This is a genomic window from Pseudarthrobacter enclensis (assembly GCF_030811655.1).
Taxonomy (GTDB): domain Bacteria; phylum Actinomycetota; class Actinomycetes; order Actinomycetales; family Micrococcaceae; genus Arthrobacter; species Arthrobacter enclensis_A.
Map to the genome: position 1 here is coordinate 26,043 of NZ_JAUSRE010000016.1, position 14,209 is coordinate 40,251.

The window sequence follows — 14,209 nt, forward strand, 5'->3', positions numbered from 1 at the left end:
CCATCGATTGCTCCGTAGTTGTCGTTGTGGGGGCTGAAAACGACAACTAGTCAGCAATCGATGTGGTTTAGCCGTGGCGCTGGGCTGGTGCTGCAGGGGACCGGACCAGCATGGTCCTGGGTTCGGCCGCGCAGGGCTTAGAGGAAGCGGTCCAGGAGGCTGGCCTCGGCCATCCGGCTCAGGCCCTCCCGCACCGTGCGGGCACGTTGGTCGCCGATTCCGTCCACTGTCATGAGGTCGTCGATCGTGGCGGCCATGAGGTACTGCAAACCACCGAAATGGTCCACCAGGCGGTCCGCCACCGCCTTGGGAACTGCCTTGAGCCCTGACAACAGGCGGTAGCCACGGGGCTGGACCACCGCATCCAGGTTTGCTTCACCACCGGCGAACCCTACGATCGCCGAGATCTTCCCCAGGTCAATAAGCTCCGTGGGACCCAGGCTGACCAGTTCATGGACGGCTTTCTCGATGTCCTCCGCGGAGGCATTGGGGCTGGCATAGTCGCGGATGATCACGTCACTGCCCGGGCCCCGGCCCACGGTGAGCTCGTCGAGCTGGAGGGAGAGGAGCCGGCCGTCTTCGCCCAGTTCCAGGACGTACTGTGAAATTTCCTCGGAAATGCGGCGGACCATTTCCTGCCGCTGGAGGGTCACGGCCACATCCCGCACCGTCACCATTGCCTCGATTTCGAGGGCAGACAGCGAACTGGTCACCTGGTCCAGGCGGGCGCGGTAGCGCTCCAGGGTGGCGAGAGCCTGGTTGGCACGGGCAAGGACGTTTTCTGACCCCTCCAGGACATGCCGCAGGCCGTTGACGTACAGGGCGATGATCTGCATGGACTGGCTTACGGAGATAACGGGGACACCGGTTTGCTTGGCCACCCGTTCGGCGGTGCGATGGCGGGTACCCGATTCCTGCGTCTCGATGCTCGAATCAGGCACCAGCTGGACCGCGGCGCGCAGGATGTTGCCCGCGTCCTTGTCGCAAATGATGGCACCGTCCATCTTGGCCAGTTCGCGCAGCCGGGTGGGCGAGAATTCGATGCCAATATCGAATCCGCCGGAGCAAATGGAGTCGATGGTGCGGTCCGAGCCCAGGACGATCAGGGCGCCGGTACGTCCCCGGAGGATGCGTTCCAGGCCGTCGCGAAGGGGAGTTCCGGGGGCGACCCTGCCCAGAGTTGCCCTCAGCGATTCTTCGGGGCTCCGCGCCATAGGTGTTTCCCTTCAAAGGTGCGGACCGCCGCCCGCAGGAATGCCGGCTTCTGCAGTTGGCCGGCAGGATCGAAAAATGCTCTGATTCCCGCAAGCTCAATGATAGGGGTAAGAAACCCAAGTTCCGCACGGGCAAGCCCCAAAGTGCCCCATTAGGGGGTACCCGGAACCGCCGGCAAAACGCAGTTTTCATACCGGGCCGGACAGGCACTTTTGTCCCTCTCAAGTCCGGATGCAGCGGCACGTGCCCGGATGCCCAGGCGTAGGTTTACAGCGGAGTGACCGTCCTGGTGCTGCTGTCCCAAAGACGCGCGGCCGTGCACTGTCCTTCAACGCGCAGGTCCAGCAACTCCATGGCTGTTCCCAGTTGCCCGGCCGGGATGCGCCGGGAAAGAGTGACGTGCGGCGTCCAGCCTCCCGGAAGCGTCAGCGGCAACGCGCCGGTCAGATTGAAGTGGACCTGCCGGTGCAGTTGCAGCAGGGGAGTGCTCAGCAGTACCGACCTGGCCAGGACGTACTTGCCTGGGCCCGCTGGAAAAACGATCACTCCCGAGAATGCGATGTCCAGGGGAAGCGCCTGCCACGGACCGCCCTCCTTGAATTCCAGCTCCCCGCCGGCGGCAAGCGTGATGTGCGGACTGTTGCTGGGGGAGGTGTGGGCTGCCAGGCTGGGCACGCCCGCGGCCTGGAGCCGCACCCAGTCCGCCCTGATGAGGGAATCGGTGGGGTCGTCAAAGACCAACTCGACGCTGCGCATGGACCCATCATGCCGTTACCCGGGGTTTGGTACGCCGGAGAAGGTGCCGGCGGGCAGGATCAGCGGCGGTGCTCCCTGAGCATCCGCTCCAGGTCCCTGCTGACTTTCGAAAGGGACGCTGCCCTCAGCGCCCTGTGTTCCGCGGGCGTCTGGACCCCGGGCTTTCCCGTGCCAACTGATGATGCGCCGGAGGAGGAGCCCTGGCTGCCAGCCGGGCGGGGACCGTTGGCCAGGTTGGTGGCCAGGGGATCGAAGAAAAGGTTGCCGGAGAAGGTGGCGCCATGGATCATGCGCACACGCTATCCGGCCTGCATTTCGCAGCCTTGAACGTCCCGTTTCGCCCGCGTTAAGCGGAACCGGTCCCGTTTGCGGCCCTGCGATAAACTTGTACTTTGGCCGTTTGCCAATGACATTCCCGCCCTCGAGTCGCACACCGCCCCGGGCAGAAACAACCGCAGCGAAAGTAGCACCGTGTCCCAAGATGTCCTGACCCCCGCCCGGATCTCCGCGATTCACAAGGAAGCGGGCCGTCGCAGGACCTTTGCCGTTATTTCGCACCCGGACGCCGGAAAGTCCACTCTCACCGAAGCGCTGGCCCTGCATGCAAAAGTGATCGGTACGGCGGGTGCCTCCAGCGGCAAGGCCAACCGCAAGGAAACTGTCTCCGACTGGATGCAGATGGAAAAGGACCGCGGCATCTCCATCAGCTCGGCCGCCCTGCAGTTCTCCTACCGCGACACTGTCATCAACCTCCTGGACACCCCCGGACACGCCGACTTCTCGGAAGATACCTACCGCGTGCTCGCCGCCGTCGACTGCGCCGTGATGCTCGTGGACGCCGCCAAAGGCCTGGAAACCCAGACCATGAAGCTCTTCGAGGTCTGCAAGCAGCGCAACCTGCCCATCATCACCGTCATTAACAAGTGGGACCGCCCGGGCCTGGATGCCCTGGCACTGATGGACGAAATCACCGAACGCACCGGCCTGCAGCCCATGCCGCTGACGTGGGCCGTGGGCATCTCCGGCGACTTCCGCGGCGTCTGGGACCTGCGCAACGACCGCTTCGCCCGGTTCCAGCGCAACAACGCCGGGGCACAGATCGCCATCACCGAGTACTTCACTCCCGAGGAAGCCGCGGAGGACCAGGGCAGCAACTGGTCCGACGCCGTGGACGAAGCCGGTTTGGTAGTCGAGTCCAACCTTGAGTTCGACGTGGAGGCGTTCCACGCGGGCCAGGCAACCCCCATCCTGTTCAGCTCGGCCGCACTGAACTTCGGTGTGAAGGAACTGCTGGACGCGCTGGTGGACTTTGCCCCGCCGGCCGCACCCCGGCCGGACATCGACGGCAACCCCCGCCCGGTCGAGTCCCCGTTCTCCGGCTTCGTGTTCAAGGTCCAGGCCGGCATGAACAAGGCCCACCGCGACCACGTGGCCTTCATCCGGGTCTGCTCCGGCGTCTTCGAACGGGGCATGGTGGTCACCCAGACCCGGACGGGCAAGTCGTTCGCCACCAAATACGCACAGCAGGTGTTCGGCCGCGAACGCGAAGTCATCGACGAGGCCTACCCCGGGGACGTTGTGGGCCTGGTCAACGCCTCATCGCTGCGTGTAGGGGACAGCCTCTTCCTTGACGAAGCCGTGGAGTACCCGGCCATCCCGCTGTTCGCCCCCGAGCACTTCCAGGTGGCACGCTCCAAGGACCCCAGCAAGTTCAAGCAGTTCCGCCGCGGCATCGAGCAACTGGAACACGAGGGCGTCATCCAGCTGCTCCGCTCCGACCTCCGCGGGGACCAGGCGCCGGTGCTTGCCGCCGTCGGGCCCATGCAGTTCGAGGTGGTGGAGGACCGCATGGCGCATGACTTCAGCGCCCCCATGCGCCTGGAGCGGCTGCCCTACTCCCTGGCCAGGATTACGACGGCGGATGCCATGCCGGCGTTGGCAAACGTACCGGGCGCGGAGGTACTTTTGCGGTCCGACGGCGAGTACCTTGCGTTGTTCAACGACGTGTGGGCGCTGCGCCGGATCGAGAAGAACCACCCGGACCTGACCCTCGTGCCCATCGGCACCCACAACCCCGCTAAGTAAGGCACCGTGAACACTCCCGCACCCCGCGCCGTCGTCACCGGTGCCGGCACCATCAACCCCATCGGTGCCGGCGTCAAGGAAACATGGGAGGCCCTGCTGGACGGGCGCTCCGGTATAGGCAACCTTGGGCAGGACTGGGCGGAACAGCTGCCGGTGAAGATCGCGGGGCAGGTCAGGGCGGATCTGTCGGCCCACCTCAGCACCCGCGAAATGAAGCGCATGGACCGCTGCGGGCAACTGGCCCTGATCGCTGCGCGCGAGGCCTGGTCCCAGGCAGGCGCACCGGAAGTGGATCCCGAGCGGTTCGCCGTGGTGATTGGCTCAGCGTACGGCGGCCTGGGGTCCACCATTGAGCAGGACCGCACGCTGAACCAGTCCGGTCCGCGCAAGGTCTCGCCGCACACCCTGACCCGGCTCATGGCCAACGGCCCCGCCGCGTGGGTGTCCATCGACCTCGGAGCCCGCGGCGGTGCCCGCACCCCCGTCAGTGCCTGCGCCTCCGGGGCGGAAGCGATTGTCCAGGCAGCCGAGCTGATCCGGTCCGGCGCCGCCGACGTCGTGATTGCCGGTGGCGTGGATGCCTCGGTGAATGACCTGGTGATCAGCGGGTTTTCACAGATCCGGGCTTTGTCCACCCGCTCCGGCGACCCGCAGCTTGCGTCGCGTCCGTTCGACGCCGGCCGGGACGGCTTTGTGCTGGCCGAGGGTGCCGCCGTGGTGGTGCTGGAGAGCGAAGCGCACGCCCGTTCCCGCGGCGCAGCAGTGTTGGGGGCCGTCGCCGGTGGTGCGGTGACCTCCGACGCCAACGACATCGTGGCCGCCGATCCCGCCATGCAGCGCCGCGTCATGCAGAAAGCGCTGGCCTCTGCAGGCCTGCAGCCGGGGGACGTCGGATTCGTCCATGCGCATGCCACCTCCACGCCCGTGGGAGACCGGCTGGAGGGCCAGGCCATCAGCGACGTCTTCGGGGCCTCCGTTCCGGTGACGTCCACAAAGGGGCATACAGGCCACCTGCTGGGCGGCGCAGGTGCGCTGGCCGCCGTCGTGGCTCTGGAAGCCCTGCGCACGGGCCGGCTTCCCGGCACGCTGAACGTTGACGCGCTGGACCCGGAGGTGGACCTCAACGTCATCACCGCGGCCACCCACGAGCTCCCGCCGGGTTATGCACCGGCAGGGCTGGTGAATGCCTTCGGCTTCGGCGGCCACAGCGTGGCCCTGGTCCTCACCGCTGGTTAGCCAAAACGCCGACAACGCCGGTACGGTGCGGGAACGCCGGTACGGTCCGGCGTCCCGGCACCGATCCGGCGATCCGGATGCAGCAGGGCTTCCAAGCGGGTGAACTAGTTGTCCGCCATGTCCTCAACCAGTGCCTCGAGGACGGGCAGCTGGCCTTTCACGAGCTTCAGCCGGGCCTCCTGCTCCGGAAACCAGCGGGCGTCGTCAATCTCGGGGTAGTGCTGGATCCGGCCGGACCCTTTGGGCCACTCCAGCGGAAAGGTGTTGCTGCTGATCACCTCGGGGGCGAAATCGGCCTCCGCCGTGTAGACGGTGATGAGCTTCCCGGAGGATTGCCGGAACTCGCCCAGCAGCCGGTAGGCGGCTTCGGGGGCGGCAGTTCCCATCTCCTCTGCGAACTCGCGCAGTGCGGCGGCCAGGGGGTCCTCGCCGTCGGCATACTCGCCCTTGGGGATGGACCAGGCGTGCACGTCCTTACGGGCCCAGAACGGGCCGCCCATGTGCGCTATCCACACCTCCAGCGCGTCCCGCGTGCCGCCGGGGCCGGCCACGTCCTGCCTGTACAGCAGCAAGCCTGCGCTTCGAACGGGCATCGATCCTCCAAACGGGTCACTTCGCAGACGAAGTGCAGTTGCCTTCCGCCGTTAACGTGGCGTTCACGGCGCTGCTCTAGGTTATTCCCTCAGGCACATTGCCAGGCACTCTGCTCGAAAGGGACGGGACCACCCATGGCCAACATTGCTGAAGTTTTGGGCCGGCTGACGCCGGAAGAAGTGGATGAGCTCCGCAACCTTGGTCCGCAGGGCCACCTGCCGCGGCATCTGGTTGATGCCCTGGACCGGGCGGCAGGGGGAGCCGGTTCGGGCCGCGGGTACTACGTCTCGAACGGAAACGTCAGCGCCACCGGGGGACCGCTGCTGGTGCTGCGCAGCGACGTCTCCCGCTGGCTGGCGGCCCCGGGCTCCTGACTGCTGCCCGGCCCCGGCCCGGACCCGGGTTGCTGCGGCGTGAGCTGGCGGACGCGGTCAGGATCCAGGCAGCGTAAAGGTAGCCTTGGTGCCCACCCCGGGCTTACTCTCCAGGCTGATTGAGCCACCGTGGCCTTCCACGATGGTCTTGCTGACCGGCAGTCCCAGGCCTGCGCCGGGAATGGCTGTTTCCCTGGACCGTGCCGAACGGAAGAACTTGGTGAACGCCTGTTCCTGCTCTTCGGCGGTCATTCCCAGGCCGGTGTCCGTGATGGAGCACGCCAGGCCCGCCTTGGTTTTGGCGGCACTGGCTGTGATCAGGCCGCCGTTGGGGGAGTACTTGATTGCATTAGAGAGCAGGTTTCGGATCACCTGGCTGATTCGCCGCGTATCCATCCTTGCCGGCAGTGGCTGCTCCACGTCCAGCACCAGCTGCAGGCCGTTGCTGGCTGCCTTGGGTAAGGCCCCGTCAACCTCAAGGGTGAGCAGCCGGGCCAGATCAGCCTCCTCCTGGGAGAGGTCCACGCGCTCCGACGCAACAGCGATCAGGTCATTGACCAGGTTCAGCAGATGCTCCGCGTTGCGGCGCACCACCAGAAGCTCATACTGGATGTCCTCATGCCCCGGTTCCTCCAGGACCAGTTCCAGGTACCCGAGGATGGAAGTCAGCGGGGTCCGCAGCTCGTGCGACACCGTAGCGACGAAGTTGTCCTTTGCCGCCAGTGCTGCGATCAGGCTGGTCACGTCCACGAACGTTATGACGGCACCTCCTTCCTGGCCGCCCGCCGGTGGGAATCCATGCGAACTGACCGAGTAGGCGCGCTGGTTGTCGGCTGGGCCAGCCCAGTACAACTCGTCCGTGAACGTTTCCCCTGCGGCAGCGCGGGCTGCGGGAAGCAGACCTGCCGGTACCGGGGTTGAGCGGTCCGCAGACAGCAGCAGCTGCTGGCCTCTTGCCGACCCGCTGACGCCGGCCAGGACCGGGTCCCCCCGCATGGCCTTGTTTGCGAGCACTGTGTTGCCCTTTGGGTCCACCACCCATACGCCTACCCCAACGGCTTTGAGGACAGCATCGAGCAGGTTCTGGCGGCGGACGCTTTCACCAAGGGTTCGTGCCAGGTCATGCTCGTTTTCGACCAGGCTGAGGCGTTGGCGGCGGATGGTGGTGGCCACCACATGCGCGGTCACCGCAATGACGGACATGACCAAGGGAAGGATCAGGGTCCGGATCATCGAACCCCCGGCGGGCGGCGACCCCTGCACGGCCGCGGGAACAACGATGCTGAGGATGGTGCCGGCAATGGCAAGGGCAGGCATGAGGGAGCGGACCTGCGCAGAGAGCCAGATGACGGGAAACACCAGCATTACGCTCATCACACTGAAGGTGGGGCCACCCGCCTGCCGGGTGAGACCGATGGCAATGCAATCCATAAGCGGGATCACGGCAAACGCCTCTGCCGGGAGCCGGGCCCAGGGTATGGCCAAACACAAGGTGGCGATGACCAGATGGAACAGCAGCGCGGCCGTGAACAGGTTGCTGCTGAGGGTCTCCGGGCTGAAAACGGCCGTGGCAACCACTACGAGGACCATGGCCAACGTGACCGGCGATTGGCTTGCTGCCACGCGCCTCCTGGCGCTCAGGCTGCCGAAGAGCCCATCGAGCCGGTCGGACACCACCGGCTGTAACGGCGCCCTGCGCCCATGGTCAACCGCGCGGGCGGTTTCCTGCTCTTCCCCAATTACCACGCTGCCCCCGGCACAGAAGTGTAAGCCTCCGTCTGCGAGAAGGTTCTGGACCTACATTACCCTGCAGGGGCGGGCCTGCCGGGGCCCGGACATCCCCTGGCGCCAACACGACGCCGATGCTAGCCGATCAGGAGGCTGAGGGCTTCCGTCAGGTGCTCCACTTCGCGCACGGAAAACCCTGCAGGCACCGGTCCGGGGCCTGCATGGCTGGCGGGAACCACCGCATGGGTGAATCCCAACCGGTGGGCCTCCTGTATGCGTTGGTTGATGCCTGGGACGGGGCGGACCTCCCCGGCCAGCCCCACCTCACCGAAGGCAATAAGCCGGATGGGCAGTGGTTTGCGGGCCTTGGCGGAGGCTACCGCAAGGGCAACGGCAAGGTCTGTTGCCGGTTCACTGAGCTTCACCCCGCCCACGGTGGCAACGTAGGAGTCGTCCTTGTGCAACAGGGTCCCCGCACGCTGCTGCAGTACGGCCAACAGCATGGAGACGCGCGAACTGTCCAGGCCGCTGGTGGCCCGCCGGGGCTGCGCGTTTGGGCTTTCGGCGAGCAGGGACTGCACTTCCGCCAGCAGGGGGCGGCGGCCCTCCATGGTGACGGTGATGCAGGTGCCCGACACCGGGTCCTTGGTGCGGCTTACGAATAGCCCGCTGGGATCAGCCAGGCCTTCGATGCCGTTCTCATTCAGGTCGAAGCAGCCGACATCATCGGTGGGCCCGTACCGGTTCTTGACGGCCCGGAGCAGACGCAGCCGCGAATGCCGTTCACCCTCGAACTGGCACACCACGTCCACCAGGTGCTCCAGTAGCCGCGGGCCAGCGATGGAACCGTCCTTGGTCACATGGCCCACCAACAGCGTTGTCATGTTGCGTCGCTTGGCTGCGGCAATGATGGAGGCCGCCACCTCCCTGACCTGGGACACGCCTCCTGCGCTGCCGTCCACATCAGCACTGCTGAGCGTCTGCACTGAGTCAACGATCAGCAGCCGCGGTTCGATCTTCTCCACCTGCCCCAGTGCCTGGCCCAGGTCGGTCTCGGCGGACAGATAGAGGGATTCCGCGACGGCGTCGATCCGCTCCGCGCGCAGTTTCACCTGGGCGGCCGACTCTTCCCCTGTGACATAGAGGACGTCCCGGGCAGTCCGCGCGAATTTGGCCGCCACGTCAAGCAGCAGGGTGGACTTGCCCACGCCGGGCTCGCCTGCCAGCAGGATGACGGCGCCGGGAACCAGGCCGCCGCCCAGTACCCGGTCCAGTTCGTCAACGCCGGTGGGGAGGAACGCCGCCGTGGTGGCATCGACGTCCGCGATCTTCCGCGCAGGCTCCGCCACGGTTGTGGCCGCCGTCGTCCGTGCCACCGCGGTGCCTGTTTCCTCAACGGTGCCCCAGGCCTGGCACTCGCCGCAGCGTCCCACCCACTTGACCGTGGTCCAGCCGCATTCGGCGCATTTGTACGCGGGCGCCTTGGACGCCCGGGAAGTCTTTATTGCCATGCGTTCAACCCTAGTGGCGGGCACTGACACTACAGTGCCGGCAGCACGTCCCTGGCCTCGTCCGCGTCCATGCCCGTGGCCTCCAGGAGGTCAACCATCAGCGGACGGAACAGCATGACCACCGTTTCGCCTTCCAGCCGCTGCACCTCCAGCAGCTTCGGGTGCAGGCGCAGGGCGATCTCACTCAAGTCCATGCGGGCCGTGCGCAGGTGGGCGCGGCGGACGCCGTCGTGCGATTCCGCAAGGCCCAGCGACAGCTCGTCGATTGCGGCAGCGGTCTCCTGGAGCACCCCGGCGATGCTGTCCGTCGCCTCGTCCGAGAGGGCCGCATGGTTGATGGCACTGGTCAGCCGCCGGGCGAAGACGCGGCTGTTGCGCAGCGCCAGGTCGATGAAATCCAGCGACTGCTTCAGCCGCTCCAGTTCATCACGGTGCCGCCGGTAGGCAGGTGCCAGGGTAGCCACCTCCCCGGACGCGCGGAGCGACTGGCGCATGGCGTCCACCAGGGGCTGGCAGTTCCTGCCGCGGATCAGCGCGTGCCAGGCCTGCGTGGAGTCGCTGTTGGCCAGGGCTCCCGCACACTCGCGCAGCACCTCGGCCAGTTCATGCAGCAGCTTCTGGACATCGCGGCGCGGCTCGCGGCGCGGATCCTTGGGCATGAGGATGGTCACCAGCAACGCGCACAGGCCGCCCACCACGGCATCGATACTGCGGGTGAAAGGGCCGCCCGACGGCGCCGGCAGCAGCACCACCAGCAGCGACTGGAGTGCCAGCTGGGTGGTGAAGATGTTGCCGCTGTCCAGGAACCTGGCCAGAAGGATGGAAAAAAGAAGGACGACGGCGGCCTGCCAGATTCCGCTGCCCAGCCAGTGCAGGAGCAGGTCGCCGACGGCTATTCCTAGGGTGCAGCCGAGGCCCACCTCCACCACGCGCCGCAGCCGCGGCTCCCGCGAGAAGCCAAGGGCGATGAGGGACGAGGTGGCCGCGAACAGGGGTCCGGTGTGGCCCAGGACGTACTCTGCGAACGCATAGGCGGCCACGGCGCAGATCGTCATCTGGATGGCCGGAACCAGGGAATTGCGGCTCCGGATGAGTCCGGTGCGGATACGGCCGTGCAGGAACCGCCTGCCTGCTGAGAGTCCTGCTGCTGGAGCCATGCCGTTCAGTCTATTTGCTGCCAGGTCTTTCCAGATCCGTGTCCCCACTACGGCCGGACATGTGATCCGCGCAATGGTGACCCGGCATTTGTAAGCCAAAATCCCGCCGTCGTTAATCCTCCGTTCACCTTCCACAGCCCATCCCGTTACCTGCGGCCCATACCTTTCTTGAAGGTACAAAACGTACGCATCGCGCTGCAGGGTTCTCCGTCCCTGTCCGCACCTGAATAACCCTGGAAGGGGTACATCTAGTGAAGGCACTCCGCTTTGGCCGCCACGCGGCTATCGCTGTTATCGCAGCCGGCGCTCTCGCGCTCAGCGCCTGCGGTTCAGACAACGCCACCGGCACGTCGCCTGCCGCCGGCCAGTCCGCCTCCGGCCCCAAGGTCACCGGCACGCTGACCGGCATCGGCTCTTCCGCCCAGGGCGCCGCCATGGACGCGTGGAAGACCAACTTCGCCTCCGCCAACCCCGGCGCCAGTGTCCAGTACTCCCCGGACGGCTCCGGCGCCGGCCGTAAAGCCATCCTCGACGGCTCGGCCCAGTTCGCAGGGTCCGACGCCTACCTGAAGGATGACGAGTACGCCTCCTCCAAGTCCGTCTGCGGCCCCGAGGGCGCCATCAACGTTCCCGTCTACATCTCCCCGATCGCCGTGGCCTTCAACGTTCCCGGCGTCACGGACCTGAAGCTGGACGCCAACACTGTGGCCAAGATCTTCCGCGGCCAGATCGCCAAGTGGAACGATCCCGCCATCGCCGCCCTGAACGCAGGCGTCTCGCTGCCCGACCTGAAGGTCACCCCGGTGAACCGCTCCGACGACTCGGGCACCACGCAGAACTTCACCGACTACCTGTCCGCCGCAGCCTCCGACGTCTGGACCGACAAGGCAGCCGGTGTCTGGCCCTCCAGCCTCCAGGGCGAAAACGCCAAGGGTACCTCCGGCGTGGTCAAGACCGTCACCGACACCCCCGGTGCCGTGACCTACGCTGACGACTCCGCCGTGAGCGGCAAGCTGGGTGTCGCGCAGATCAAGGTTGGCGACTCCTTCACCAAGATCTCCGCCGATGCCGCGGCCAAGGCAGTGGACGCCGGCAAGCCCGTTGACGGCCGCGCCGCCAACGACCTCTCCATCAAGCTGGACCGCAAGACCACCATCGCCGGTGCCTACCCGATCGTCCTGGTGTCCTTCCACGTCCTGTGCACCACGTACGACAAGCAGGAGACCGTTGACCTGGTCAAGGCCTTCGAGCACTACGTAGTTTCCTCTGACGGCCAGAAGGCTGCAGCCGATTCGGCCAAGTCCGCTCCGCTGTCCTCTGACCTCGCAGCCAAGGCCGCCAAGGCCATTGACTCGATCAAGGTCAAGTCCTAGCAGACACTGTAAAACCGGGTTCCCCGCCTGCCGGAAGGCAGTGCGGGGAACTTGGCTTTTGCACCCCGCCTCCTCAACCAAGCAACGAACCGAAGGGCCGTCGAATGACCGCCACCACGCTGACCAGTACCCAGGGCGCCGGGCGCGCCGGGGATAAAGTCTTTTCCGGTGCCGCACTGGCAGCCGGGTGCCTGATCCTCGCCGTCCTCTTCGGCGTCGCGCTTTTCCTGGTAGTCCAGGCAGTACCGGCGCTTACCGCACCCGCCGACAAGATCCAGGGCGGCCAGGGCTTCTTCGCCTACATCTGGCCCATCGTGATTGGCACGCTGTTTGCCGCGGTTATTGCGCTGGTCATCGCCACCCCCATCGCCATCGGAGTGGCACTGTTCATTTCCCATTTCGCGCCGCGCGGGCTGGCCTCAGGACTGGGCTACGTAGTGGACCTCCTCGCCGCCATCCCGTCCGTTGTCTACGGCGCGTGGGGCGCAGCCTTCCTGGCCAAGGAGATCTCACCGGCATACGGCTGGCTGGCCGCAAACATGGGCTGGCTGCCCATCTTCGAGGGCCCGGCCTCCACCACCGGCAAGACCATCCTCACCGCGGGCATCGTCCTTGCCGTCATGGTCCTGCCGATCATCACGTCGCTGTCCCGCGAGATCTTCCTGCAGACCCCCAAGCTGCACGAGGAAGCCGCATTGGCCCTTGGTGCCACCCGCTGGGAAATGATCAAGATGGCCGTGCTGCCCTTCGCCCGGCCGGGCATCATCAGCGCCATCATGCTGGGCCTGGGCCGCGCGCTGGGCGAGACCATGGCCGTTGCCCTGGTGCTCTCCTCCGGCGCCCTGACCGCCAGCCTCATCCAGTCCGGAAACCAGACCATCGCTGCCGAGATCGCCCTGAACTTCCCGGAAGCCAGCGGCCTCAAGGTCAGCACCCTGATCGCTGCCGGCCTGGTGCTGTTCGTCATCACCCTGGCCGTGAACATGATCGCCCGCTGGGTCATTACCCGGCACAAGGACTTCTCGGGAGCCAACTAAATGACCTCCACCCTCACCCCGGTCCGCAGCAAGCGGTCTGCCCTCACCAAGGGCCAGCTGCCCAAGTACGCGCCCTATGCGGTGCTCGCTGGAGCCCTGATCCTCGGTGCCGCCGTCCTTGCCCTGATCGGCTTCAATCCGTTTGGCTGGGGGCTGGTCTCCGCGATCCTGTTCGCCGTGGGCCTGGTTTCCTGGAGCGCAGCCGTGGAAGGCTCCCGCAAGGCCAAGGACAAGCTGGCCACCTGCCTGGTGGTCGGCTCGTTCCTGGTGGCGCTGCTGCCCCTGGTCTCGGTCATCTGGACCGTTTTGGTCAACGGCATTCCCGGGCTCCTCGACCCCGGGTTCCTTACCACTTCCATGAACGGCGTGACGGGCGCCTTCGACAACAAGGCCGTGGAGAGCGGGGGCCCCGTGATGGGCGGCATCTACCACGCCCTCCTGGGGACCGTGCAGATCACCCTTCTGGCCACCGTGATCTCCGTGCCCGTCGGGCTGCTCACCGCCATCTACCTGGTGGAGTACGGCCACGACGGACGCCTTGCCAAGGCCATCACGTTCTTCGTGGACGTCATGACCGGCATCCCCTCCATCGTGGCCGGCCTTTTCGCTGCTGCGTTCTTCTTCGCGGTGGTGGGCCCGGGCACCAAAACCGGCGCCGTGGCCGCCGTCGCGCTCTCAGTGCTGATGATCCCCGTGGTGGTCCGTTCCAGCGAGGAAATGCTCAAGATCGTCCCCAACGAACTCCGCGAGGCCGCCTACGCCCTGGGCGTCCGCAAGTGGCGGACCATCCTCAAGGTGGTCATTCCGACGGCGATTTCCGGCATTGCCTCCGGCGTCACTTTGGCGATCGCCCGGGTCATCGGCGAGACGGCCCCCATCCTGGTCACCGCCGGCTTCGCCACCAGCATCAACTCGAACGTGTTCGGCGGCTGGATGGCCTCGCTGCCCACCTTCATCTACACCCAGATCCTCAACCCCACCTCGCCTTCCAACCCCGGTCCGTCATCGCAGCGGGCATGGGGTGCGGCGCTGGTGCTGATCATCCTGGTCATGGTCCTGAACCTGGTGGCACGACTGATCGCACGGATCTTCGCCCCCAAAAAAGGCCGGTAACCCGCGAGCCTGCGGCACCTCCTTCCGCCC

Annotated in this window: 13 protein-coding genes; 6 read left to right on the top strand and 7 right to left on the bottom strand. The window is 66.3% G+C overall.

What is annotated here, in order from left to right; translation table 11 throughout:
- Positions 1-137 precede the first annotated feature (137 nt).
- From disA to J2X98_RS14920, 3 genes are all read right to left on the bottom strand, one after another.
- Positions 138-1,214, bottom strand: a complete 1,077-nt coding sequence (gene disA, locus J2X98_RS14910; protein ID WP_141944430.1) for a DNA integrity scanning diadenylate cyclase DisA — start codon at positions 1,212-1,214, stop codon at positions 138-140.
- Between the two features lie 268 nt (positions 1,215-1,482).
- A complete protein-coding gene (locus tag J2X98_RS14915) occupies positions 1,483-1,971 on the bottom strand; it encodes a 2'-5' RNA ligase family protein (RefSeq protein WP_307309582.1) in 489 nt (162 codons plus the stop codon).
- Between the two features lie 59 nt (positions 1,972-2,030).
- Positions 2,031-2,261: a hypothetical protein gene (locus J2X98_RS14920; RefSeq protein ID WP_307309584.1), complete on the bottom strand. Its 231-nt coding sequence runs from the start codon at positions 2,259-2,261 to the stop codon at positions 2,031-2,033.
- Between the two features lie 181 nt (positions 2,262-2,442).
- Between J2X98_RS14920 and J2X98_RS14925 the strand changes: the two genes are divergently transcribed.
- Entirely contained in the window at positions 2,443-4,056 is a 1,614-nt protein-coding gene (locus tag J2X98_RS14925; protein ID WP_141944424.1) for a peptide chain release factor 3, read from the top strand.
- Positions 4,057-4,062: 6 nt separating this feature from the next.
- Positions 4,063-5,292: a beta-ketoacyl-[acyl-carrier-protein] synthase family protein gene (locus J2X98_RS14930; protein ID WP_307309586.1), complete on the top strand. Its 1,230-nt coding sequence runs from the start codon at positions 4,063-4,065 to the stop codon at positions 5,290-5,292.
- Positions 5,293-5,396: 104 nt separating this feature from the next.
- Here the strand turns inward: J2X98_RS14930 and J2X98_RS14935 are convergent, their stop codons facing one another.
- Positions 5,397-5,885, bottom strand: a complete 489-nt coding sequence (locus J2X98_RS14935; protein WP_307309589.1) for an NUDIX domain-containing protein — start codon at positions 5,883-5,885, stop codon at positions 5,397-5,399.
- A 135-nt stretch (positions 5,886-6,020) separates the two neighbouring features.
- On the opposite strand from J2X98_RS14935, the gene J2X98_RS14940 reads away from it, so the two are divergent.
- Positions 6,021-6,260 (top strand): hypothetical protein, encoded by a 240-nt coding sequence (locus tag J2X98_RS14940; protein ID WP_141944418.1) that lies wholly within the window; start codon positions 6,021-6,023, stop codon positions 6,258-6,260.
- A gap of 57 nt (positions 6,261-6,317) precedes the next feature.
- Here the strand turns inward: J2X98_RS14940 and J2X98_RS14945 are convergent, their stop codons facing one another.
- The 3 genes from J2X98_RS14945 to J2X98_RS14955 form a co-directional block, all read right to left on the bottom strand.
- Positions 6,318-7,883, bottom strand: a complete 1,566-nt coding sequence (locus tag J2X98_RS14945; RefSeq protein WP_307309594.1) for a sensor histidine kinase — start codon at positions 7,881-7,883, stop codon at positions 6,318-6,320.
- A gap of 242 nt (positions 7,884-8,125) precedes the next feature.
- Positions 8,126-9,499, bottom strand: coding sequence for a DNA repair protein RadA (radA, locus tag J2X98_RS14950; RefSeq protein ID WP_307309596.1), 1,374 nt, complete (start codon positions 9,497-9,499; stop codon positions 8,126-8,128).
- A 29-nt stretch (positions 9,500-9,528) separates the two neighbouring features.
- Positions 9,529-10,656, bottom strand: coding sequence for an FUSC family protein (locus tag J2X98_RS14955; protein WP_141944412.1), 1,128 nt, complete (start codon positions 10,654-10,656; stop codon positions 9,529-9,531).
- Between the two features lie 251 nt (positions 10,657-10,907).
- Here J2X98_RS14955 and pstS point away from each other — a divergent pair, with 251 nt between their 5' ends.
- The 3 genes from pstS (at position 10,908) to pstA (ending at position 14,179) form a co-directional block, all read left to right on the top strand.
- Positions 10,908-12,029, top strand: a complete 1,122-nt coding sequence (gene pstS, locus J2X98_RS14960; RefSeq protein WP_307309598.1) for a phosphate ABC transporter substrate-binding protein PstS — start codon at positions 10,908-10,910, stop codon at positions 12,027-12,029.
- Positions 12,030-12,133: 104 nt separating this feature from the next.
- Positions 12,134-13,066, top strand: coding sequence for a phosphate ABC transporter permease subunit PstC (gene pstC, locus J2X98_RS14965; RefSeq protein WP_307309601.1), 933 nt, complete (start codon positions 12,134-12,136; stop codon positions 13,064-13,066).
- Entirely contained in the window at positions 13,067-14,179 is a 1,113-nt protein-coding gene (gene pstA / locus J2X98_RS14970; protein ID WP_141944406.1) for a phosphate ABC transporter permease PstA, read from the top strand.
- Positions 14,180-14,209 lie beyond the last annotated feature (30 nt).

Excerpts from the sequence above, each read along its gene's own strand:
- disA (WP_141944430.1), bottom strand. The coding sequence starts at position 1,214 with ATGGCGCGGAGCCCCGAAGAATCGCTGAGGGCAACTCTGGGCAGGGTC.
- J2X98_RS14915 (WP_307309582.1), bottom strand. The coding sequence starts at position 1,971 with ATGCGCAGCGTCGAGTTGGTCTTTGACGACCCCACCGATTCCCTCATC.
- J2X98_RS14920 (WP_307309584.1), bottom strand. The coding sequence starts at position 2,261 with ATGATCCATGGCGCCACCTTCTCCGGCAACCTTTTCTTCGATCCCCTG.
- J2X98_RS14935 (WP_307309589.1), bottom strand. The coding sequence starts at position 5,885 with ATGCCCGTTCGAAGCGCAGGCTTGCTGCTGTACAGGCAGGACGTGGCC.
- J2X98_RS14940 (WP_141944418.1), top strand. The coding sequence starts at position 6,021 with ATGGCCAACATTGCTGAAGTTTTGGGCCGGCTGACGCCGGAAGAAGTG.
- radA (WP_307309596.1), bottom strand. The coding sequence starts at position 9,499 with ATGGCAATAAAGACTTCCCGGGCGTCCAAGGCGCCCGCGTACAAATGC.
- J2X98_RS14955 (WP_141944412.1), bottom strand. The coding sequence starts at position 10,656 with ATGGCTCCAGCAGCAGGACTCTCAGCAGGCAGGCGGTTCCTGCACGGC.
- pstC (WP_307309601.1), top strand. The coding sequence starts at position 12,134 with ATGACCGCCACCACGCTGACCAGTACCCAGGGCGCCGGGCGCGCCGGG.
- pstA (WP_141944406.1), top strand. The coding sequence starts at position 13,067 with ATGACCTCCACCCTCACCCCGGTCCGCAGCAAGCGGTCTGCCCTCACC.